Annotated in this window: 25 protein-coding genes; 8 read left to right on the top strand and 17 right to left on the bottom strand. The window is 41.2% G+C overall.

All coding sequences use genetic code 11. The annotated features are described in order from the left end of the window. Nucleotides 1–41: 41 nt before the first annotated feature. From HHO41_RS08080 to HHO41_RS08045, 8 genes are all read right to left on the bottom strand, one after another. A complete protein-coding gene (locus tag HHO41_RS08080; RefSeq protein WP_169097302.1) occupies nt 42–860 on the bottom strand; it encodes a purine-nucleoside phosphorylase in 819 nt (272 codons plus the stop codon). A gap of 15 nt (nt 861–875) precedes the next feature. Beyond that, entirely contained in the window at nt 876–2,054 is a 1,179-nt protein-coding gene (deoB, locus tag HHO41_RS08075; protein ID WP_169097300.1) for a phosphopentomutase, read from the bottom strand. A gap of 225 nt (nt 2,055–2,279) precedes the next feature. Further along, entirely contained in the window at nt 2,280–3,170 is an 891-nt protein-coding gene (gene xerD, locus HHO41_RS08070) for a site-specific tyrosine recombinase XerD (RefSeq protein WP_169097298.1), read from the bottom strand. A 5-nt stretch (nt 3,171–3,175) separates the two neighbouring features. After that, nucleotides 3,176–3,403 carry a YqzK family protein gene (locus tag HHO41_RS08065; RefSeq protein ID WP_169097519.1) on the bottom strand — a complete coding sequence of 76 codons (228 nt, stop codon included), beginning with the start codon at nt 3,401–3,403 and terminating at the stop codon, nt 3,176–3,178. A gap of 176 nt (nt 3,404–3,579) precedes the next feature. Beyond that, nucleotides 3,580–4,041, bottom strand: a complete 462-nt coding sequence (gene fur / locus HHO41_RS08060; protein WP_169097296.1) for a ferric iron uptake transcriptional regulator — start codon at nt 4,039–4,041, stop codon at nt 3,580–3,582. A gap of 113 nt (nt 4,042–4,154) precedes the next feature. Continuing rightward, nucleotides 4,155–4,796, bottom strand: a complete 642-nt coding sequence (spoIIM, locus tag HHO41_RS08055) for a stage II sporulation protein M (protein WP_169097294.1) — start codon at nt 4,794–4,796, stop codon at nt 4,155–4,157. Nucleotides 4,797–4,976: 180 nt separating this feature from the next. Further along, nucleotides 4,977–6,140 carry an endonuclease Q family protein gene (locus tag HHO41_RS08050; protein WP_169097292.1) on the bottom strand — a complete coding sequence of 388 codons (1,164 nt, stop codon included), beginning with the start codon at nt 6,138–6,140 and terminating at the stop codon, nt 4,977–4,979. Then, the gene (locus HHO41_RS08045; protein WP_169097290.1) at nt 6,140–6,691 is read right to left on the bottom strand and encodes an NUDIX hydrolase; all 552 of its coding nucleotides are present in this window, start codon (nt 6,689–6,691) and stop codon (nt 6,140–6,142) included. The genes HHO41_RS08050 and HHO41_RS08045 overlap by 1 nt, the downstream gene beginning before the upstream one ends. 79 nt (nt 6,692–6,770) lie before the next feature. Here HHO41_RS08045 and mciZ point away from each other — a divergent pair, with 79 nt between their 5' ends. Further along, the gene (mciZ, locus tag HHO41_RS08040) at nt 6,771–6,899 is read left to right on the top strand and encodes a Z-ring formation inhibitor MciZ (protein WP_169097288.1); all 129 of its coding nucleotides are present in this window, start codon (nt 6,771–6,773) and stop codon (nt 6,897–6,899) included. 84 nt (nt 6,900–6,983) lie between these two features. Beyond that, on the top strand, nt 6,984–7,907 hold the full coding sequence (locus HHO41_RS08035; protein WP_169097286.1) for an aldo/keto reductase: 924 nt from the start codon (nt 6,984–6,986) through the stop codon (nt 7,905–7,907). Nucleotides 7,908–7,970: 63 nt separating this feature from the next. Here HHO41_RS08035 and HHO41_RS08030 read toward each other — a convergent pair whose 3' ends face one another. Then, nucleotides 7,971–8,231 (bottom strand): YqkE family protein, encoded by a 261-nt coding sequence (locus tag HHO41_RS08030; RefSeq protein ID WP_169097284.1) that lies wholly within the window; start codon nt 8,229–8,231, stop codon nt 7,971–7,973. Between the two features lie 113 nt (nt 8,232–8,344). On the opposite strand from HHO41_RS08030, the gene HHO41_RS22610 reads away from it, so the two are divergent. Together HHO41_RS22610 and HHO41_RS08025 are read left to right on the top strand one after the other, a co-directional pair. Further along, the gene (locus tag HHO41_RS22610) at nt 8,345–8,476 is read left to right on the top strand and encodes a hypothetical protein (RefSeq protein ID WP_282434275.1); all 132 of its coding nucleotides are present in this window, start codon (nt 8,345–8,347) and stop codon (nt 8,474–8,476) included. A 229-nt stretch (nt 8,477–8,705) separates the two neighbouring features. Further along, nucleotides 8,706–9,632 (top strand): alpha/beta hydrolase, encoded by a 927-nt coding sequence (locus HHO41_RS08025; protein WP_248278402.1) that lies wholly within the window; start codon nt 8,706–8,708, stop codon nt 9,630–9,632. 63 nt (nt 9,633–9,695) lie between these two features. Here HHO41_RS08025 and HHO41_RS08020 read toward each other — a convergent pair whose 3' ends face one another. The 6 genes from HHO41_RS08020 to HHO41_RS07995 all read right to left on the bottom strand — a co-directional run bounded on the left by HHO41_RS08020 (nt 9,696) and on the right by HHO41_RS07995 (nt 14,735). Beyond that, nucleotides 9,696–10,025 carry an iron-sulfur cluster biosynthesis family protein gene (locus HHO41_RS08020; RefSeq protein ID WP_169097282.1) on the bottom strand — a complete coding sequence of 110 codons (330 nt, stop codon included), beginning with the start codon at nt 10,023–10,025 and terminating at the stop codon, nt 9,696–9,698. A gap of 129 nt (nt 10,026–10,154) precedes the next feature. Then, a complete protein-coding gene (locus HHO41_RS08015) occupies nt 10,155–10,487 on the bottom strand; it encodes a YolD-like family protein (RefSeq protein ID WP_169097280.1) in 333 nt (110 codons plus the stop codon). A gap of 18 nt (nt 10,488–10,505) precedes the next feature. After that, nucleotides 10,506–11,768, bottom strand: coding sequence for a Y-family DNA polymerase (locus HHO41_RS08010; RefSeq protein ID WP_169097278.1), 1,263 nt, complete (start codon nt 11,766–11,768; stop codon nt 10,506–10,508). 563 nt (nt 11,769–12,331) lie between these two features. Next, on the bottom strand, nt 12,332–12,859 hold the full coding sequence (locus HHO41_RS08005) for a DUF3221 domain-containing protein (protein WP_169097276.1): 528 nt from the start codon (nt 12,857–12,859) through the stop codon (nt 12,332–12,334). 105 nt (nt 12,860–12,964) lie between these two features. Further along, the gene (locus HHO41_RS08000; RefSeq protein WP_169097274.1) at nt 12,965–13,762 is read right to left on the bottom strand and encodes an SDR family NAD(P)-dependent oxidoreductase; all 798 of its coding nucleotides are present in this window, start codon (nt 13,760–13,762) and stop codon (nt 12,965–12,967) included. Nucleotides 13,763–13,772: 10 nt separating this feature from the next. Beyond that, nucleotides 13,773–14,735: an MBL fold metallo-hydrolase gene (locus HHO41_RS07995; protein ID WP_169097272.1), complete on the bottom strand. Its 963-nt coding sequence runs from the start codon at nt 14,733–14,735 to the stop codon at nt 13,773–13,775. Nucleotides 14,736–15,197: 462 nt separating this feature from the next. Between HHO41_RS07995 and proC the strand changes: the two genes are divergently transcribed. Continuing rightward, nucleotides 15,198–16,034, top strand: a complete 837-nt coding sequence (gene proC, locus HHO41_RS07990; protein WP_169097270.1) for a pyrroline-5-carboxylate reductase — start codon at nt 15,198–15,200, stop codon at nt 16,032–16,034. A 129-nt stretch (nt 16,035–16,163) separates the two neighbouring features. After that, nucleotides 16,164–17,180 carry an NADPH dehydrogenase NamA gene (gene namA / locus HHO41_RS07985; protein WP_169097268.1) on the top strand — a complete coding sequence of 339 codons (1,017 nt, stop codon included), beginning with the start codon at nt 16,164–16,166 and terminating at the stop codon, nt 17,178–17,180. 163 nt (nt 17,181–17,343) lie between these two features. Here the strand turns inward: namA and HHO41_RS07980 are convergent, their stop codons facing one another. After that, complete coding sequence (locus HHO41_RS07980) at nt 17,344–18,219, bottom strand: LysR family transcriptional regulator (protein ID WP_169097266.1); 876 nt, start codon at nt 18,217–18,219, stop codon at nt 17,344–17,346. A 122-nt stretch (nt 18,220–18,341) separates the two neighbouring features. Between HHO41_RS07980 and HHO41_RS07975 the strand changes: the two genes are divergently transcribed. Together HHO41_RS07975 and HHO41_RS07970 are read left to right on the top strand one after the other, a co-directional pair. Then, on the top strand, nt 18,342–19,118 hold the full coding sequence (locus tag HHO41_RS07975) for a class I SAM-dependent methyltransferase (protein ID WP_169097264.1): 777 nt from the start codon (nt 18,342–18,344) through the stop codon (nt 19,116–19,118). 114 nt (nt 19,119–19,232) lie between these two features. Further along, nucleotides 19,233–19,631 (top strand): SET domain-containing protein, encoded by a 399-nt coding sequence (locus HHO41_RS07970; RefSeq protein ID WP_169097262.1) that lies wholly within the window; start codon nt 19,233–19,235, stop codon nt 19,629–19,631. Between the two features lie 39 nt (nt 19,632–19,670). On the opposite strand, the gene rnz is transcribed toward HHO41_RS07970, so the two are convergent. Continuing rightward, the gene (gene rnz / locus HHO41_RS07965; RefSeq protein ID WP_169097260.1) at nt 19,671–20,606 is read right to left on the bottom strand and encodes a ribonuclease Z; all 936 of its coding nucleotides are present in this window, start codon (nt 20,604–20,606) and stop codon (nt 19,671–19,673) included. Between the last annotated feature and the right edge of the window lie 32 nt (nt 20,607–20,638).

Genomic DNA, 20,638 nt, shown 5'->3' with positions numbered 1-20,638 from the left:
AAGTATTCAGACATACTCCTTGAGCCCAAATTCGAGTCAAACTATTTAAACGAAGCCACAATTGCTTTTATATATTGAATAAAGTTTGCTTTTACTTTTTCCGTTGTTTCAATAACCTCGTCATGAGTTAATGGTTGATCCAAGATGCCCGCAGCCATGTTGGAAATACATGAAATTCCTAATACGCTAAGACCGGCATGGCGTGCCACAATCACTTCGGGAACCGTTGACATGCCTACCGCATCGCCACCTAAAATCCGCAGCATGTTTATTTCGGCAGGGGTTTCATATGATGGTCCAGTATTCCCAACGTAAACGCCTTCTTTGATTGGGATCTGCAATTCTGTTGCGATTGCTTTTGCTTTCTCACGTAACTGGCGGTTATATGCCTCAGACATATCCGGAAAGCGTGGTCCAAGCTTCGCCTCATTTTGACCAATTAACGGATTAGAACCCATATTATTAATATGATCTGAGATGAGCATTAAATCTCCAGGCTTAAAATTTTCGTTAATACCACCTGCGGCATTGGTGACTATCAAGGTGTCTACACCCAATTGTTTCATTACCCGAACTGGGAATGTCACTTTATCAAAGCTGTAGCCTTCATAATAATGGAACCGACCTTGCATGGCCACGACCTCAAGGCCATTTAACTGCCCAAACACAAGCTGACCGGCATGACCTTCAACCGTTGAGACTGGAAAATCAGGTATGGTGTGATATGGAATTTTGACTGTTGATTCGATTTCATCCGCAAGAATTCCTAAACCGGATCCTAAAATTAAACCGATTTTTGGTGTGCGTTTAGATGTTTCCTGTAAAAATCTTGCTGCATTTTCAATTTGTGTAAAGTTCATCCTCGTCACCCTAACTTAAGTTAATTCATTTAAAAAGCTTGTTCCATATTGCGGAGCCTTCACTTTAAAGTTTTCAGCAATAGTTGCGCCAATATCCGCAAATGTTTGACGTACTGGCAAAGCTTTTCCGAGTTCCATTTGTTTTGAATAAACGATTAACGGCACATATTCCCGTGTATGGTCAGTTCCATGGTGAACTGGGTCATTTCCATGGTCGGCTGTAATGATCAATAAATCGTCATCCAGCATTTTCGCAAACACTTCCGATAGACGGACATCATACTCCTCTAGCGCTTTACCATAACCGATTGGATTGCGGCGATGGCCAAATAAGGCATCAAAGTCTACTAAATTTACAAAGCTTAAACCCGTAAATTCGATATCTAAGGTCTGGATTAATTTATCCATTCCATCCATATTAGAGGTTGTTCTTAATGATTGTGTTACTCCTTCTCCGTCATATATATCATTTATTTTCCCAATCGCTATTACATCAAGGCCTGCATCTGCTAACTCATTCATAACCGTACGGTCAAACGGCTTTAACGCATAGTCATGGCGATTTGACGTCCTCGTGAAGTTACCAGGCTGGCCAATGAATGGTCGGGCAATTACACGTCCAACCATGTATTTTTCATCAAGCGTTAATTCACGGGCAATTTTACAAATGCGATATTGCTCTTCGATTGGAATAATTTCTTCGTGCGCAGCAATTTGCAGTACAGAATCCGCCGATGTATAAACAATTAAAGCCCCCGTTTTCATATGCTCTTCGCCAAGCTCAACGAGGATTTCTGTTCCGCTCGCCGGCTTATTGCCAATGATTTTCCGACCGGTTCTCGCTTCAAGCTCTGATAACAATTCATCCGGGAAGCCGTCTGGAAACACCTTAAATGGCGTTTCGATATGAAGGCCCATAATTTCCCAATGACCCGTCATCGTATCCTTTCCATTTGACGCCTCTTGCATTTTTGTAAAATAGCCCAAGGGCTTACTTGCCTTTTCAACTCCGATTATTTCCTCAATATTACTTAAACCAAGCTTACTCATATTAGGCATATTCAGCCCGTTCATTCTTTCAGCAATATGACCCAATGTATGTGCACCTTTATCGCCAAATTTTTCGGCATCAGGCGCTTCCCCAATTCCAACTGAATCCATGACAATTAAAAATATTCGCTTGTATGTATGCATTTTTTGTTTTATCCTCCTTCAGTTGAATCTGTATCAATTAACCATATAATTCCCTTACTTTTCTCAGTAATACTACCCTTGATTCGTCAGAAGTCTGACAACATTATTGTACTCTTTATCTAGAAAAATGGACAAGAAAAAGCTGCGAAAATTCGACAGCTTTTTCTTTTTCGTCATAAAACTCAGGTTGCGCCTGGTTTTAGCTTTACTTTTTCTATTAAACTATTAAGCTCGTGGATGAAACTGACTATATACATCCTTTAATCTTGTTTTCGTCACATGTGTATAAATTTGTGTCGTTGAAATATCAGCGTGTCCAAGCATTTCTTGAACTGCCCTGAGATCTGCACCATTTTCCAGTAGATGCGTTGCAAATGAGTGCCTTAACGTGTGTGGTGTTAAATCTGTCGTAATCCCAGCTTCTCGGGTCAAGCGTTTTAATATTTTCCAAAAACCTTGTCTAGTTAAGCGTTTCCCGAGATGATTTAAAAATAGCGCTTCATCCCTTTGTTTTTTTACAAAATGAGCCCGACCATTATCTAAGTAATCCTCTAGTGCTGAAGTTGCCGTTTTCCCAATTGGGATAATTCGCTCCTTACTTCCTTTTCCTAAACACCTAACAAAGCCCATTGTTAAGTGAACATCTCCCAAATTTAAACCAATAAGCTCGCTTACACGAATCCCTGTCGCATATAGAAGCTCAATCATGGCCTTATCGCGTTTACCAAAATGATCGACCACTTTTGGTGATTCAAGCAGTTTTTCAACTTCCTGTATGCTGAGCACCTTTGGCAATGAGCGTTCCTTTTGCGGAGATTCGATATGAACCGTTGGGTCTCGTTCAACAACTTTTTCACGTAATAAAAATTGATGAAACGCTCGAATCGAGGCAATATGACGCGCTATGGTCTTTGACGATTTACCTTGGTCCTTTAGTTCTGCTAGGAAGCGGATAATTTGTAAACGTTGAACTTCATTCAAATCTTCCAACAGCTCCACCGTGGTTAAATAATGAAGGTAACTGCGCAGATCCCGTTCATATGACACAAGTGTGTTTTTTGCCAGTCCTTTTTCTACCATTAAGAAATGTATAAAATCTCGAAGTTGATCTTTCATTTTCATTACTCCCCGTTTAAATAAAACAAGATTAAGCGATCAAGCCAAGGTAGATTTTCTCCTTCTACCTGTCCCGATACCTTTAAAGCCGTGCCCTCCGGCTCATCGTAGCGATGATAATTTTGGTATTCTTCATTTACACACATTATCCCATAATAAAATAGGATGGTGCACCCAGTGAATAGCAAAAATACTTTGATTGATTTTACAAAAAGATTAAACCATTCCTTCATCATATTTCCTCCAGCCTTGTCTACTAGTACAAGGTATGCCTAACATGGCTCGAAATATACCTGTCATACTAGTTTAAGACCTCTGGCTGTTTAAAAAATAAAAAAGGATGACTTATTTTATCGTACCCTTTGCTTTTAAAAGCTTTTAGGCCATAAAAAGAAGTCAACCTCTTTTCTTATTCAACCACTTCTGCCGTTTCATTTTCCTGACAGCGATGACAAATTCCATGGAAGGTTAATCGATGATCTTTAATTTTAAAATTCCATTTCCGTTCGACAATCGCCTCGACATCATCAAGAAGATCTTCTTGAATTTCATCGACTGCACCGCATTCTATACAAACTAGATGATGATGGAAATGTGCTGCTCCCTCTTGACGTAGGTCATAGCGTGATACACCATCACCAAAATTTATTTTATCGACAATTTTCAATTCAGTTAATAGCTCTAAAGTTCGATATACAGTTGCAAGTCCAATTTCCGGCGATTTTTCTTTAACGAGGAGGTATACATCTTCAGCACTTAAATGATCCTCTTCATGTTCTAGCAAAACTCGAACCGTTGCTTCGCGCTGGGGTGTTAATTTATAGCTGGATGAATGCAGCTGTTTTTTAATCCGTTCTATTCTTGTTTCCATAATGACAGTCCCTCCCTCGCACTTTCCATTCTCATTATAACAGAAGGACTGCCAGTTTCAAAAACAATTATTCTAAACAAGGATAAATATATAATATTAAATAATAATTATTATCAATTGAAGCCGTCAATTACTGTTTTCATTAAAGTTGGTGATAAATATGCTTCGATTGCAGCAGCACAAGTTAAGGCAATCACTGCTCCAACTAAAATGACAAAATAGCGCGAAAGCATGGGCATAAATGGACTGCTAATTTTTTTCATAAACTGCCTTTTAATCATTTGCAAAGAAAACGTAATCGTCATGACTGACATGATAATAAAAATTGGGATAATGATAAAATTTTGCGGAAGAACCGATACAAATGATAATAAGAAACCATCCCATCCCATCTGATTAACGAGAAATCCAACCGTAAAACCAACGACCATTCCTTTTATAAAGAGCAGAATGAGAATCACTGGCAAACCAATGATGGACACCCCTAATAACCACATTAAGCCAATGTATTTACTATTATGGAGCAAGCTCTGCATGAATAAATCCTGTGGAGCCGCCTCCTTATCACCCGATAATTGTCCAAAGAATTGTGATAAATAATAAAACAAATCCTCTTTTTGTGAAAAACTTAAGCTGTTTACAACAACCGCTCCAAAAATAACACCCATTAGAAACAACACTATTACGAAAATGTAGACTGAGGAATATTCACGAAAATGTTCGGCTGCGATGTTCTGGTATAATTTTTTCTTCATTGGACTTCCTCCTAAAATTGATTAGTACATTCTATGCATGTCTAGCAATTCTATGACTAGTGTCTAGCAATTATTAGGAGAATCCATGAGAAAAGGCTGCACGCTTTGTGCAACCCTTTAGATTGAAGTTTATTTGCCGATTTCGCACTTTTATTTGCCGATGCCACATTTCCGTCACAATCAATCCGCAATCTTTCCGTATTTACCCCCACCACCAGCTAACAGGTTTAATTCACCTTTACGGGCTTTTTTGATAAGCTCTGCAATCTTCGTTGGCACGACCTCTTCTAAAGCTTCCAGTGGAACCTCATGAAGTATTGCCATTTCCGTTCCGAAATGGTCAAGCAGCTTCCTTAATAGCTTTGGTCCCAGTCCGGGAATAAAATCGAGCGGAACTTGATGAACATAGGGTGGACGATGTTCAGGAGGCCTATCAGCCGTCGTTAACTCACAAATGCGGTCGGCAACCCCCTTCACTGTTTTCCTATCATGACAATGCGGACATTCAGTATCTTCCGGCCCATAAGAAGTTTGACACGTTGCACATACCGTTTGATGATACTTTCCAAGCAGAGGATCTAAGCCATAATTTGCAACAACTTGCCGCCCGTCAAGGCGATGTAGCGCTTTTTTCAATTCAGCAAATGTTGGCTCAACCATGGCGATAATTTGATACTCCCGGGCGATTTTTGGCAAAGAATGAGCATCTGAATTGGTTACGAATGTGTACTGGTGCAATTCTCCTAGACAATCGGCCATTGAGGTATCAGAGCTCAACCCCAGTTCAATTCCGTCAATTTCGTTTGGGTCGAGCACCTCTGTTAAGGAGCGCTGGACCCCTTTGCCGTACAAGCTTTTAAACGGCGTAAAGACATGGGCTGGAATAAATAAACCGCCATGCTCCTTCACTTTGGCTTGCAATTCCCGTCCACTCGCATAAATTCGCTGTGAACTTAATTGAATATTTTTCAAATGTCCGCTTAGCCAGCCCGAAAAATCCTTCATCGCTTGCAATGTTGGAAAATAGCAAAGTAGATGGATTGGCCCATGGCAGTTCTCGTCATAAACCTCAAGTTCTGAGCCAGGGATTACTGTCATTCCACGATAATTTAAGCCACCATCAGGATGCTCGGTTAGCTCACCTTGCTCCATTAATTTTTCAATTTCAATGATGACTTCAGGTGAATGGCAGTCAATAATGCCAATCATGTTTAAACCCTTCTCATCGCGAGCATGCTCAATAATATTGGAAAAGGTTAGTGTCTTTGCCCCGGTAATTTTAACCGCTTTACCGGTAAAGGTTCTGCCAATATGTATGTGCAAATCTACGTAGTAGTGATTCATTAACGATTTAACGCCTCTTTCAGCTTCAGATATTGAACAGCAAAGATGGTTTTTGCATCATAAATTTTTTGCTGTTTAATATAGTCTTCCGCTTCATCGAGTGTTAATTCAAGGAGATTGATGAATTCATCTTCATCTTGGGCTGCTGGATTTTCCACTTTAGTTAATCCGCGTGCCTCGAAGACATGAACGATTTCATCAGCAAAGCCTGGTGAAGTATAAAATGAATTGACTAGCTCTAATGTTGCAGCTTGAAAACCTGTTTCTTCTTCCAATTCCCGTGCCGCACACAGCTGTGGTTCTTCACCTATTTCTAGCTTTCCGGCCGGGATTTCTACTAGATTTCTCTCAAGTGCTTTCCTAAACTGTTCGACCATGATGATTTTATTTTCTGGCGTTACGGCAATGACCGCCACTGCGCCCGGATGCTTAATAATCTCGCGTTTGGCTACTTTTCCGTCTGGTAATTCAACGTCATCAACCTGAAGGCTGATCACTCTGCCTGTAAAAATATGTTCTGTTTTAATGGTTTTTTCTTCAAGGCGGCGCATATTTTTCTGTCACTCCTGTTCTATTCCGATATGGTAGACTCATACATTTTACCATACTTTAATTTTGGGGGAATGACGAATGAAAATCTACGTTCACGATAAAGGGTTCGTTCTCGTTGGCAAAGCATGGGAAATTAAGCGAAAAATCAAGGAATATCGCCGTAAATACGAATTGCTACATGATTGGGTCGAGGACGTTTCAAAATAAATCGGGAATCTTCCAATTTGTGCTAACCCTCATTCTTTCGCTAAAATAAATACTAGATTAGCTAACAGAAATGGAGTGAAGCACATGGAAAAACGGCAATTAGGCCAATCAGACCTATTCGTCAGCGTACTCGGCTTAGGCTGTATGTCACTTGGTACAGATGAATTGCTCGCGCGAAAAATCATTGACGACGCCCTAGCAGAAGGCATTAATTATTTTGACACCGCTGATCTTTATGATTTTGGGATGAATGAAACAATTGTGGGACAAGCTCTGAAGTCCGTTCGCGAACAGGTTGTGATTGCAACGAAAGTCGGTAACCGTTGGCGCGATTCAAAGGACGGTTTTTGCTGGGACCCATCTAAGGCCTATATAAAGGAAGAAGTAAAGCAAAGCTTAAAGCGACTCGATGTCGATTATATTGATTTATACCAACTTCACGGTGGTACACTTGATGACCCAATTGAGGAAACAATTGAAGCCTTTGAGGAGCTAAAAGCAGAGGGGTATATAAAATATTACGGAATCTCTTCGATTCGCCCGAATGTCATCCGCGAATATATCGCCAAATCTAGCATTGTCTCGGTGATGATGCAATATAGTATACTCGACCGTCGCCCCGAGGAGGAGGCACTTCCGTTGTTACACGAAAACGGAATTGGTGTGGTGACGCGCGGTCCGCTTGCTAACGGTCTTTTGAGCAATCAATTATTGAAGAAGGCATCTAGCCGTGTTCGTGAAAATGGCTATTTAGACTATTCCTTTGCAGAGCTATCTGAACTTTTACCTTTGTTAAAAGAAAAACTAGCTTCCGCACGTTCATTTACCGAAATTGCCTTGCAATTCAATCTCGCCAATCCGGCTGTGACCTCAATTGTTGCCGGCGCTAGCTCCGTTAAGCAGCTTCGCGAAAATGCAGCAGCCGTTCGCAGTCAGGCACTCACCTTTGATGAACTTCAGCTGATTCACAGTCTGACAAAAGCTAATATTTACGTTCAGCACAGATAGTTGTACTGAAAAAAAAGATAACCCGTACTGTGTTTGTGACACTAGACCAGGTTATCTTTTTTGTTATTTAAAATCTTTCCAGCTCATTGAACTTTCGTTAAGGAGTTCTTCAAAGGATTTATTTTTCTCGCGGCGTTTTCGTTCTTCTCTCTGCCGCTGTTCCTCCGCTTCCTGTTGGCGCGTTTGTTCCGCCTTTAATTCTTGCTGTTTATTTTTCAATTGATTGACTAACTCGACGTTTAGCATATCTCCCAACGTTAGTGGTTTGTCATCTTTTTTTGATTTTTGACCCTGATTTCCTTTTAATTGTTGTTTTTTCTTCATGCAAAAAACCTCCACTGCATATTTCCCCATTATTATATCATCTGAGCAGCTCCTACGACATGCATAAGCTCTCATTGTTTCATCCATCTTATTAAGGAAAGGGGTTGTTTTTTATGAGCCAAAAGCGCGCAAGAGGTTTTAGTCAAAAAGGGAAACCATCGAGCGATACAACAAGACCTGTAATGGCTGCTGAGGATATGGAAAAGGCACTTCATCCGACGAAACGCCAAAATGCAAAACAGTGAATATTTTTTACAAGGTGACTTCAAATGAGGAGTCACCTCTTTTGTTTGTTTTTACATACTAATGTTATAGTGAAACTTCCAACAGAGGGGGCCTTTTCCCCCACTGTTGGTTAGTTGAACTTAATCGGACATTTACGGGCAGTTTATCCCCCACTTACGTAAGTGGGGGTTTTACTGCCCCGTTAATGTGGGATAAAATAAAGCTAATAATTCGTTCGGAGGGATTGGCTTGAAAAAACGAAAGGTAGCGGCTTCATTATTAGGTTCTGCGCTTTTGGCCGCAACGTCTGTCGGTGTTTATTTTTCAAATCTGCTTATGTATAAGAAAAAAAAGGATGTAAATTTGGTGTTAACTCGAGAAACCTCTGCCGGCCGCTTTGATCCAGCCAAGTTTGAAACCCTGCCGAAACGGGAAATCTTGATTGATTCACCGCTTGGCTATCAACTTAAGACCATTTTGGTTGAGCCACACCAGACCAACCGCTATGTGATTATTTGTCATGGTGTGACGGAGAATAAGGTTAATTCGGTTAAATACATGAATATTTTTCTAGAGCGCGGCTTTAACGGAGTTATTTATGACCATCGCCGTCATGGTGAATCTGGTGGCAAAACGACGAGCTACGGTCATTATGAGAAATTGGACTTAAAAGCGGTTGTCGATTGGCTGAAAGTTGACAGAGGACCGGACTTAGTCCTGGGGATTCACGGCGAATCGATGGGGGCGGCCACAACATTGCTTTATGCAGGAATGATTGAAGATGGCGCCGATTTTTATATTGTAGACTGCCCGTTTTCCGACTTTAAAGAGCTATTAGAGTATCAAATTAAAAAAGACATTAAGCTGCCTCCACGGATTGTACTGCCGCTTGGTGATTTCTTTTTGCGGCTCCGCGATAAATATTCGGTAAAAGAGGTTTCGCCCATTTCGGTGATTGAAAATATTCAGAAGCCCATTCTGTTCATTCACAGCCAAGACGATAAATACATTTTACCGTCGATGACCGAAGCCCTTTATGAGCGAAAACAAGGACCCAAAAAATTGTTCTTAGCATTAAACGGGGACCATGCGGAATCCTTTAATAAAAACCGCGAAGAATATGAGCGGACAGTGGATGAGTTTTTGGAAGAATGTGGGTTTTTCAAACAAAAGTGAGCATATCAATTAGAAAGAGCTGCCTTTTCGCTTTTTTGCGATTTGGCAGCTCTTTTTTCGTGCTTATTTTGTTGTATCGACTAAGCTGAGACGTGGATTTAAATATTCACCTGGACTTTTCAGCTGAAAGCAGTTTGCTTTCTCGGAAAAATCGAGCGTCATTTTTTCCGCAAAAAACACCTGTTGGTCCTTTTCCATATAAATCGAGCGTTGATTCACCGCCACTATTTCTGCCTCATCACCGCTTAACTCCTTAACTAACCATAGTACCGGTACGCCGTTCACTCCACAACCGCAACCTTCTATATCATATATCAGTTTTAGAAAACCACTTTTTCCCGCTAATCTTTCAACTAGCTTCTGCTCTGCCGATTCCGTGATGTTCATTTGCATAACCTTTTCCCCCTTTGCACTTTACGCCTATCATTTTAGCATAATCCATTCACTGTTTCTGTTTTATTACCTTGGAAATAATATTCTAAAAATAAAAAAAATTCACAGTTTGGTATGTGACTGTGAACTCTAATCCGCTATTCGCACATCATAAATATCGTTTAGTTTGATGTGATGGACTTCCTCAAACTTATCAACGACGCGCAGCTTCTGCTCTAATCCATCCCAATAATGAATATTGCCGATGACCAGCTCATACTGGTGATGATGGTAATGAGTAATCGTTACCAATTGGTCAAATTCCATTGCTTGAGAAATTGTTTCATTCATTCGCTCAAGCTGCTGCTCATCTAGTTGCTTTCTATACTCATACGAATCTTCTTTGACCCAGTCCCGCAGCATTTTTACATGCTCGGGAAGCATCATCGATGTCCATTTTATTCGACCACGATCACGAATCATCTCTTCATTCCTACCTCCCTAGCGTTTGTGACCACCGACAAGCTTGGCGCGATGTCTCGTGGTTCCCGCTTCTGTATACGAAACCGCACGCAATAAAGCTCCCGAGCCGAACCGTTTGCGAATTCGGTCAACGGTGTAGCCAAGCTCATGCTTTTTCCAACGATTCAATTCAAATAAGCTTAATTGCATCTGCTGATCGTCAACAATATTACCTAGCGAAATGGCAATCTGTCTGACGGTTTTCCCTTGATAGTTCTCATCAAAAAGTTCCAAGCATACCCGATACAGCTCCATCGTAATATTGGTGGGCTCAGCGATCGTCCGTGAACGATGGAAGCCACCGCCAAATTCATCCTTGCTATAAGTAATCGAGAGGTTGACCGTCCGCCCGGCTTTGCGACGATTGCGGGCGCGGCGGGCCACCTCCTCACACATTTCAAGAATGACACTCTTAATTTCGTGCTCTTCTTTATAGTCGCGCATCAGGATTTGACTTTTACCGAAGCTAATTTGCCCTTCGATAATTGGGGCGCCACCCATCTCGGAGAAGTCAACACCCCAGGCATGGTAATAAAGCTGATTGCCCATGATGCCGAATTTTTTCTCAAGCTTCTCCAAATCGTAACGAGCCAGTTGCCCAACCGAGAAAATTCCCATGCTGTTTAACGTTTTTTCAACCTGGCGGCCAATCCCCCACATCTCTCGAAGTGGTGAAACCTTCCATAGTTTTGTTGGCACATCCTCATAGGTCCACTCAGCGATTCCGTTTTTTTTGGCGTCTAAGTCCAAGCATAGCTTTGACATAAGCATGTTCGGACCAATTCCGATTGTACAGGTCAGCTGAAATTCCCTTACCATATCACTTTTAATTTTTTCAGCAATGGTTCGTACATCGCCCCAAATATTCGTGGCTCCATCCACCTTAATAAAGCTTTCGTCGACGCTATAAACATGAATCGCCTCTTTCGGTACATAGCGATGAAACAAACGCGTAATTTCAGTAGAAATTCTTAAGTAGGTGGCCATCTTCGGCTCGACGATATGAATGCGCGGATCTTTTGGAATCTCGAACATACGCGAGCCCGTTTTAATCCCGAATTCTTTTTTTAAACGGGGCGAGGCAGCCAGGACAACGCTACCTTGACGATCCTGATTGCCGACCACAGCCAAATAGCATTCAAGCGGATCGAGCCCCATCATGACGGCAGAGCAGCTAGCATAGAAGCTCTTCATGTCGACACATAGCACTTGCTGGTTAGGCATCAAGCTATAATCCACCATCAGAATCCCTTCTTTATCTTAAATATACGAACATAAGTTCCTTTTTATTATATTCTTAATCATAAGCGAATATACGTTCGATTTCAATAGGGGTTTTTTGGAGGATATTTAGCAAGATGACATGTGCGAAAGGGGATGTCGGGTCGAGCATAAATATGGAAAGTTAAGCAAATCCTTTGAAAGTTGGGCAAACGGGAATCATGTTGCACATATCAGCTAGAAGTCGAGCATTGAAATTTTGGGGTCGAGCATAAAATCGTGAAAGTCGAGCATAAAATCGCGAAAGTCGAGCATATCTTTCGAAAAAGCAAAGCAAAAAACAAAATAGGTAAATTTCAATCATTTAAAAACCTCGATTTGGGGTGAAAATTAAAAAATAACTAAAAATAGGTTAAAAATTAGGGCAAAACATTTCAAAGACAGCTCATCTAGAGGAAAAAGAGCTGTTTTTTCGATAAATTTCACCATTTTGACACACACTTGCATGATGTTTGCCCATCCATCCATAAAAAACGCCAGCAGTTCCACATTAAAACTGCTGGCAGCCAAACATATATAGCTAATTACTCAACCTGTTCCTCAACTTGTTTTGTGGCAAAATCGTAGCGAACCGTAACCGAATTTGGATGTTCGATTGTTACACCTGCAATCTTTGCTTGAAAATACGTATCATTAACGATGGTTTCCTGAAAAACGACTGTGTTCCCAAAATGAGCAGTAGCGTATTCGACGATAGACTGCACCGCTTTTTGGATTCTCTCTTGACCCTTTTCGCTCAAAACAACAATTCTATTCACATCTGCCTGAGCCGGAAAGGATTCACGAACGGTTCCGTCAAACCATGGTTCAACCTTCATGCCAATCTCAAGGTCTGCAAAACTCCGTTTCTTACCTTTCGCTGAAACAACTTCAACATCGTTTTTAGCCGAAAAAACAATATCATTCACTAGAATCGAGTTCTCACTAATATGAGTAATATAACCTGCCTCACCTTTGCTTAAATTAGAGTGCCCAACACCGTTGCACCCTGAAAAAACTAACGGAATAAATAAGACAAACATCATTCCTGCCAATAGCCTACTGTTCCCCATATTTATCAACCACCTCTATCATACTAGTCGAAAAACTTGAGGACAAAGTTACAAAGTCTAAAATAAAAATGCTTGACCCAAATGTGGATCAAGCATTACAACGATTTACTTTTGATTAAACGCGCGCTTACCAACACGCTCGACAACTCGAGGAAACAGAGTATAAAAAATGCTCGCAGCGTTCATCCAGCGCGGCAAATTAATTTCACGCGTTTTGGTGAGCATGCGCCGGACGACCTGCTCCGCAACGTATTCCGGCTTCAGCACCCAGCGCTTGATATTTTGCAAATAAGTGCCTTGTTCATCAGCAATGTTAAAAAAGTTTGTAGCAATGGGGCCAGGATTGACAGTTGTCACATATACACCAAAGTCAGCTAACTCCATCCGCAAACTATTCGAATAGCCAAGAACTGCATGCTTCGTTGCCGAATATACGCTCGATTTCGGCGTCGCCATCTTCCCAGCTTGTGAGGCAACATTTATGATGTGCCCAAAACGGCGTTCACGCATTTTCGGAAGCACCATGCCCGTTGCTGCAATTAAGCCGACAACATTAACATCAAACATCCCCTTGGTATCAGCAATGGTTGATTCATGCGCTGGACGGAAAATGCCATAACCTGCATTATTAACAAGTACATCAATGTGTCCAAGCCGCTCAAGTACCTCTAAAAAGACAGTCTCAATGGCAATTGTATCAGATACATCAAGCCGGTAAATAAGGACTTCTACACCGAACCGTGATTCCAAATTTTGCTTCAGCTGCTCAAGTTTATCTAAACTTCTCGCCATCAGAATAAGACGTGCGCCAGATTCAGCACACAAATACGCCATTTCCGCACCAATCCCACCTGATGCTCCGGTAATTAAGACATTTTTTCCAACAAGACGGTCATTTGCCATTTATGACACCTCAATTTGCTCTATATCGATAAGGAAACTCCTTATTTATCATAGTAATTTCCTGCAATGAAAGCAAATAGTCGATTTGGGCGGCCGTTTCTGACAAGGTTAAAATCAACTCACGCTCATAAATATGCGGAAACAAGCGCTGGCAAACTTCAAATACGGTCAGATCCTCGGCCTGAAGCCATTTTTTCACGAGCATGGCGCGCTCATGCTGACGACTAAGCCGTTTTTCAATTAACGGTACGACATCATTAATCTCATCCCCATGGCCTGGCAACACCGTTTGGATTGGATATTGGGTTAATTTTTTCAAAGAAGCGTTTAGTTCCAACTGCGGCTTTGGCCGGTCAAGTTCACGAGATAATGGTGGCTCGAGAATCGGATTTGGCGAAATATGTGGGAGCAGTAAGTCTCCGCCGACAAATAGTCCATCACTTTCGCGCAACAGGCCAATATGACTGGAGGCGTGCCCAGGTGTTTCAAGAATCTTCCAGCCATTTAAACCAGGCGCTGTGTCTCCTTCGGCAAGATGTCCTGTTAACACCCGATTACAGAAATATTTCGTTGTTCTGCGGAATTCATGCTTTAACGCGAGAAACTCAGTGGAAACACCGAATTCTGCTAATGTCCGCTCAAAAAACATTTCATTATCTTCAATAAACGTTTCTGTTGCCGTTAACCACGGCTGGTTCAGATGATGACCATAAACTTCAACACTTTCTGGAAAATAAGCAAGTAGGCCAACGTGATCAGGATGATGATGAGTAATGATTACTTGCTCGATATCATTTGGGGTTAAATGTAAATCATTGAGTTGCTTAACAAAAGCAGCCCAAGATTCATCATTATTTGTCCCGGCATCAACAAGCGTTAACCGCTCTGCCTTAATTAAGAAAACATTCACATCGCCGACGGGAAAAGGGGTCGGCAGAGTGATTTTCGCAATCCCGTTCTTCCATTCAGTCATGCTACCAACTCCTTGATTATTTTTTTACTAGGCTGTGTTAAAGTAGAAGCTTGTTAATTGGTAAAGTTGATTGGAGTGGAGGGCGCGAAGACTCCTGCGGGAGCAGCGGGACAGGTGAGACCCCACAGGCGCTATAGCGCCGAGGAGGCTCACCGCCCGCCCCGCGGAAAGCGAAGCGCCCGTAACGGAAATCAACAGACACACATTTAACACAGCCTTATAAGTAGACTCGTGAGTGTTCGAAACTCAGGCTCGATTTTATTAAAATTAACCATAATTATATCGTAAAACTGACAGAATTGTTGTTATTTTCTAACAATCAATAAAAAAATTAAGATTTCCGTAGCTTCCCTATTGACAGATAAGCTGTTTTTCTTGCATTGTTACTTCATTGAAGCTTTTTACAATATACTTAATTCAATATCGGAAAAATTATTGAACATGAAGGGGTACAAAGAAGTTATGAAAAAACTAGCATTTATTGGGGCCGGTTCAATGGCCGAAGCGATGATTTCCGGAATCGTTGAAAGCAAACTGCTCAAAGGCGAACAGATTTGGGTAACGAACCGAAGCAATCAAGAAAAACTCGACAATTTACACGAAAAATACGGCATAAACGGAAGCTATGATTATAAAGAGTTGCTTGATGGAGCTGATGCGGTCATTTTAGCCATGAAGCCAAAGGAAGCTGCAACTGGCATTTCTCAAATAAAAAGCTATTTAACTGAGAACACGATGCTTATCAGCGTCCTTGCTGGAGTATCAATCGATAATATTGAACTATTGGCTGAAAAGAAACTGCCGGTTGTCAGAGCCATGCCAAATACATCAGCAACGGTTGGCAAATCAGCAACAGGGCTTGCAATTAATACTCACGTTACAGCTCGTCAAAAAGATATCGTTCAAACCATTTTTGAAACCGTCGGATTGACCGCTTTCGTTGAAGAAAGCAAAATCGATGCGATTACAGGCCTTTCCGGAAGCGGTCCTGCTTATATATATTACCTAATTGAAGCAATGGAAAAAGGTGCCGAAGAAATCGGGCTTGAAAAGGAAATTGCCAAAAATCTGATTGTGCAAACCTTGCTTGGTGCAGCCGAGATGGTCGCAACATCTTCTAAGCCAGCGCAACAATTACGTAAAGAAGTGACAAGCCCAGGTGGAACAACGGAAGCGGGCTTACGCGTACTTGCCTCCTATGACGTGCAAAATGCTTTTATCAACTGCATCAAAGAAGCAACTGCCCAATCGAAGCGACTTGGAATTGCCTTAAGCGACGAATTGTATCCGGTAAAATAGTTCACAAGTATTTATGTCAAAATGATTACAAATCTATCAAACGAATTGGATAAATTTTCAATTGAAAAAAGCCTCTGCTATACTAGTGATGTATTTTAGACTCACGAAATATAAGGAGGCTTTTTTCTTTTGACTTCAAAATTATTTTCGCCATTTACGCTAAAGGAATTGACGTTAAAAAATCGAATTGTCATGGCACCGATGTGCATGTATAGCTCCGAGCAAGAAGACGGTACACTGAACGATTTTCACTTGATGCACTATACGTCAAGAGCAGTCGGTCAGGTTGGATTAATCATAATCGAAGCAACAGCAGTCACAGCGCAAGGCCGCATTTCACATCGCGATTTAGGCATATGGGATGACGGGCATGTTGATGGTTTTTCCAAACTGACAAAGCTTGTTAAAGGATATGGTACAAAAATTGGGATTCAATTAGCCCACGCTGGAAGAAAAGCAACCGTATCGGGAGAAATCATTGCTCCATCACCGCTTCCGTTCGATGCAAATTCAAAAGCACCAAAGGAAATGTCAAAGGCAGATATTACAGCGACAATCGATGCATTTAAACAAGGGGCAGAACGGGCAAGTCGCTCAGGCTTTGATGTGATTGAAATTCACGCTGCTCACGGATATTTACTACATGAATTTTTATCGCCACTTACCAATCATCGCAGTGATGAATACGGAGGCTCTTTGGAAAATCGCTATCGTTTGCTGCGTGAAGTAATTGAAACTGTGAAACCCGTTTGGAATGGACCGATTCTGGTGCGCGTTTCGGCAAATGATTACGATGAAGCTGGCTTGAATCCAACTGATTTCGTTACAATGGGAGCTTGGATGAAGGAACAGGGTGTTGACTTGATTGATGTTAGCTCTGGAGGCTTAATTCCGAAGGGCGTCGCTAGCTACCCCGGCTATCAAGTACCTTTTGCGGAAAAAATCAAACACGGAGCGAGTATCGCAACAGGGGCTGTTGGTTTAATTACTGAGCCGTTACACGCTGAAGAAATTCTCCAAAACGAACGCGCTGATTTGATTCTCCTTGGTCGAGAATTGCTACGTGACCCATATTGGCCAAGAACAGCAGCTAAAGCGCTTGGTGACAAAATCGATGCTCCGAAGCAATATGAGCGTGGATGGTAGTAGTTGATAAATGGACACTGACAGAGGAGCCTATCTAACAAGTTCCTTGTTAGTGCCCTTTTTCGTTTTGGGTTTCGAAATTAAGGGCACTAAGCTCCTCTTTAGTGCACCTTTTTGGTTTGTGTTCCAAATTTGAGGGCACTAAGGCCTTTATTTGTTTTCTCTACAGCTTCGGCATTACTTCCTTCAAAAAACTAATAAACGCCTTCGTTTCTTCTGTTTGGACCTTTGTCACAACATAAGTACTGGACTTCGGTGTGGAAATACTTGTATAAGGAATTTCAACAAGTTTACCACGCAGGATCTCCTCCTCGACCACGGTGAGAGGCAAAAACGAAACGCCCAATCCTGCTTCAATGAACTTCTTCGAAATATCCACTCCTTTAACCGCCATCGTTCGAATCATGGGATATACTCGCAAAATCTCTCCCAACAATTCATCCCAATAGTCAGGGTGGTTGTGGGTAATTAAACGATAGCGCGTAAGGGCAGTTTTTTCGCTTAGAACCTCTTCGTTTTCGTTTTTAGTTGGGCCAACAAGAATAACCGATTCCTCATGGATCATCTCGGAATGGATATTTTTCTGTAAAGGTTCAAGCCGCGATAGACCAATATCAGCTCTACCTGCACTAATTTCTTGACCAATATCATACGATTGCTGAATGTTAATCATCACTTCAATATCACGATTTTCCGCAATAAAATTCCGCAGCAGCGGCGGTAATATCGACGAAGCAATTTGCGGGGCAGACGTTATGATTAACTTGCGATTGTACCCCTGTTTCCAAGCCGCAAAATCAGCAAAGCTTTCATCATACTTAGCTATAATTGCTTGGGCATATGGGAGAAACCGATGCCCTGCTGGCGTCAATGTTACCGACTTGCCATGACGATAAAACAACTCTGTATTGAGATGCTCTTCTAAACGGCGAATATGCTTTGTGATCGCCGGTTGGGTTAAAAATAAGTCTTCTGCGGTTTGACGAAAATTTTCATAACGTGCAGCAACAGCGAACGTCTTCAACCAATTAATCTCCATCTTCACTCACTCCTTTAATAACGATTCGTTATTAAAACAATAAAATACCGTTAATTTTCATTATAAGAATTTTACCATATAATTCTAATTACAAAATCATTTATTAAAAAGGAGTGGTAACGATGGGGAAAACACAGGCAAAACAAGATCACTGGAACGCCAACTTATACGATAGCCAGCATTCTTTTGTTTCACAATATGGGCAAGGCGTTATCGAATTATTAGCACCGAAACAAGGTGAACAAATTCTAGATTTAGGCTGTGGTACCGGCGATTTAGCCCATACGATTAATGGTCTTGGAGCAGACGTGATTGGAATTGATAAATCCGAAAACATGATCATACAAGCTCAGGAAAAATATCCAGACATCCAGTTTTTTGTTAAAGATGCCACTCAATTAGAATATCACCAAGAGTTTGATGCTGTTTTCTCCAATGCCACTCTTCATTGGGTTAAGGCTCCTAAACAAGCTTTAGAAAGCATCTATCAATCATTAAAATCCGGTGGAAGATTCGTTGCTGAATTAGGTGGAAAAGGTAACGTACAAAAGATTACAGATGAGGTAATTCGCCAATATGAAAAACAGGGGCAAAAATTTAATACTGAAAAATTCCCTTGGTATTTTCCAAGTGTCGGTGAATATGCTGCACTAATGGAAGAAGTTGGCTTCACCGTTGCCTTTGCCGTATATTTTGATCGACCAACTCCATTAGAAGGAGAAAATGGTGTAACTAATTGGATTGAAATGTTTGGTTCGAGTTTATTCACAGGAATGGATACAAAAACAAAGCAGGAAATTATCACCAATTCACAAAACAACTTAAGAAAGATTTTATATAAAAATGGTAAATGGGTCGCTGATTATAAAAGACTTAGAGTCATCGGCATTAAAAAATAAAACTGAATGCGTTCAAGGAGCGAAAATTGATCTACCTGTTTCAAACCTTGCACCAAATCAATAAATACGTTATGCTCAAACCTATATATAGAAAAGAATGTGTAGGTGAGAAACATGATTGAAGTAAAAACATCAACACTCAGCGATGGGGAATTAAATCGTGGAGTATTTGCAACGAAAGACATTGCCAAAGGTGAACTCATTCACCAGGCGCCAGTGATTCCTTATCCAAACGAGGAACACGTTCATATCGAAAAAACATTGCTTGCTGATTACGCATTTGAGTACGGGAAAAATCATACAGCGCTATTGCTTGGCTATGGGATGCTGTTCAACCATTCCTATACGCCAAATGCCACTTATGAGATTAATTTCCCGAACCATACATTTGATTTCTTTGCCTACAAGGATATTAAGGCTGGCGAAGAGATTTTAATCAATTACAATGGTGATGTAGATGACGATGACCCGCTTTGGTTTAATATGGAAAATGATCCAAACAACCAAAAATAGCCCATATGAAAAGGATGACACCACGGTGCCATCCTTTTTTTAAATGTCTTGTTTTTGCATTGGAATTTCGAATTCTTTAAAATCTTCAGCAATGTCCGTTTCTGGAAACAGCTCTTTCGCCTCAAGGAGTAGTTGTTTTGATGCTTCTCGGTCATAACGTGAACTTATATGGGTAAGACACAGCTTCTTCACCCCAGCTTCGATCGCAATTTGTGCCGCCTGATGGGTTGTTGAATGAAAGTAATCATGCGCTAACTCCGCTTCCCCTTTTGAAAAAGTAGCTTCATGAACGAGCAAATCGGCTTGGGACGCCAATATAGCAGCATTATCACATTTCCGTGTATCACCAAGGATTGTTACAATTCTACCTTGTTGCATTGGTCCTAAATAATCAGCCGCAACTATAACCTTACCGTCCTCTAACACAACATTCTCACCATTTTTTATTTTTTTATAAATCGGTCCCGGCTTAATCCCTGCTTCGGCAAGCTTGCCCGCCTGCAAGGTTCCTGGACGGTCCTTTTCAATAATTCGGTAACCGAAAGAAGGCACACCATGTTCTAACGGAAGCGTTTCAACGACAAATTGATCATCGGAAAATACAACGCCGGGTTCGATTTCCACTACAGATAAGGGATATTTTAAATACGTTTGGCTAATTGATAAACTTATATCGATAAAATCACGAATGCCTTTTGGACCATAAACGGTTACCTCCGTTTCACCGCCTTGAAACGACCGACTCGCAAGCAACCCTGGCAAACCGTAAATATGATCACCATGAAGATGGGTAATAAAAATTTTTTCAATTCGGCGTGGCTTGATTGATGTATGTAAAATTTGATGTTGTGTGGCTTCGCCGCAATCAAACAGCCAAATACTGCCCCGTTCCTCTAATAGCTTTAACGCCATTGATGTAACATTGCGAAGCTTAGCCGGAACTCCCGCTCCCGTTCCTAAAAATAAAATCTCCACAAACATAACTCCTTTTCGCTCATCCAATCACC

Source organism: Bacillus sp. DNRA2, assembly GCF_012843265.1.
GTDB lineage: Bacteria > Bacillota > Bacilli > Bacillales > Cytobacillaceae > Bacillus_BU.
The sequence above is the reverse complement of the archived record's forward strand: the minus strand, read 5'-3'. Positions and strand labels throughout refer to the sequence as shown.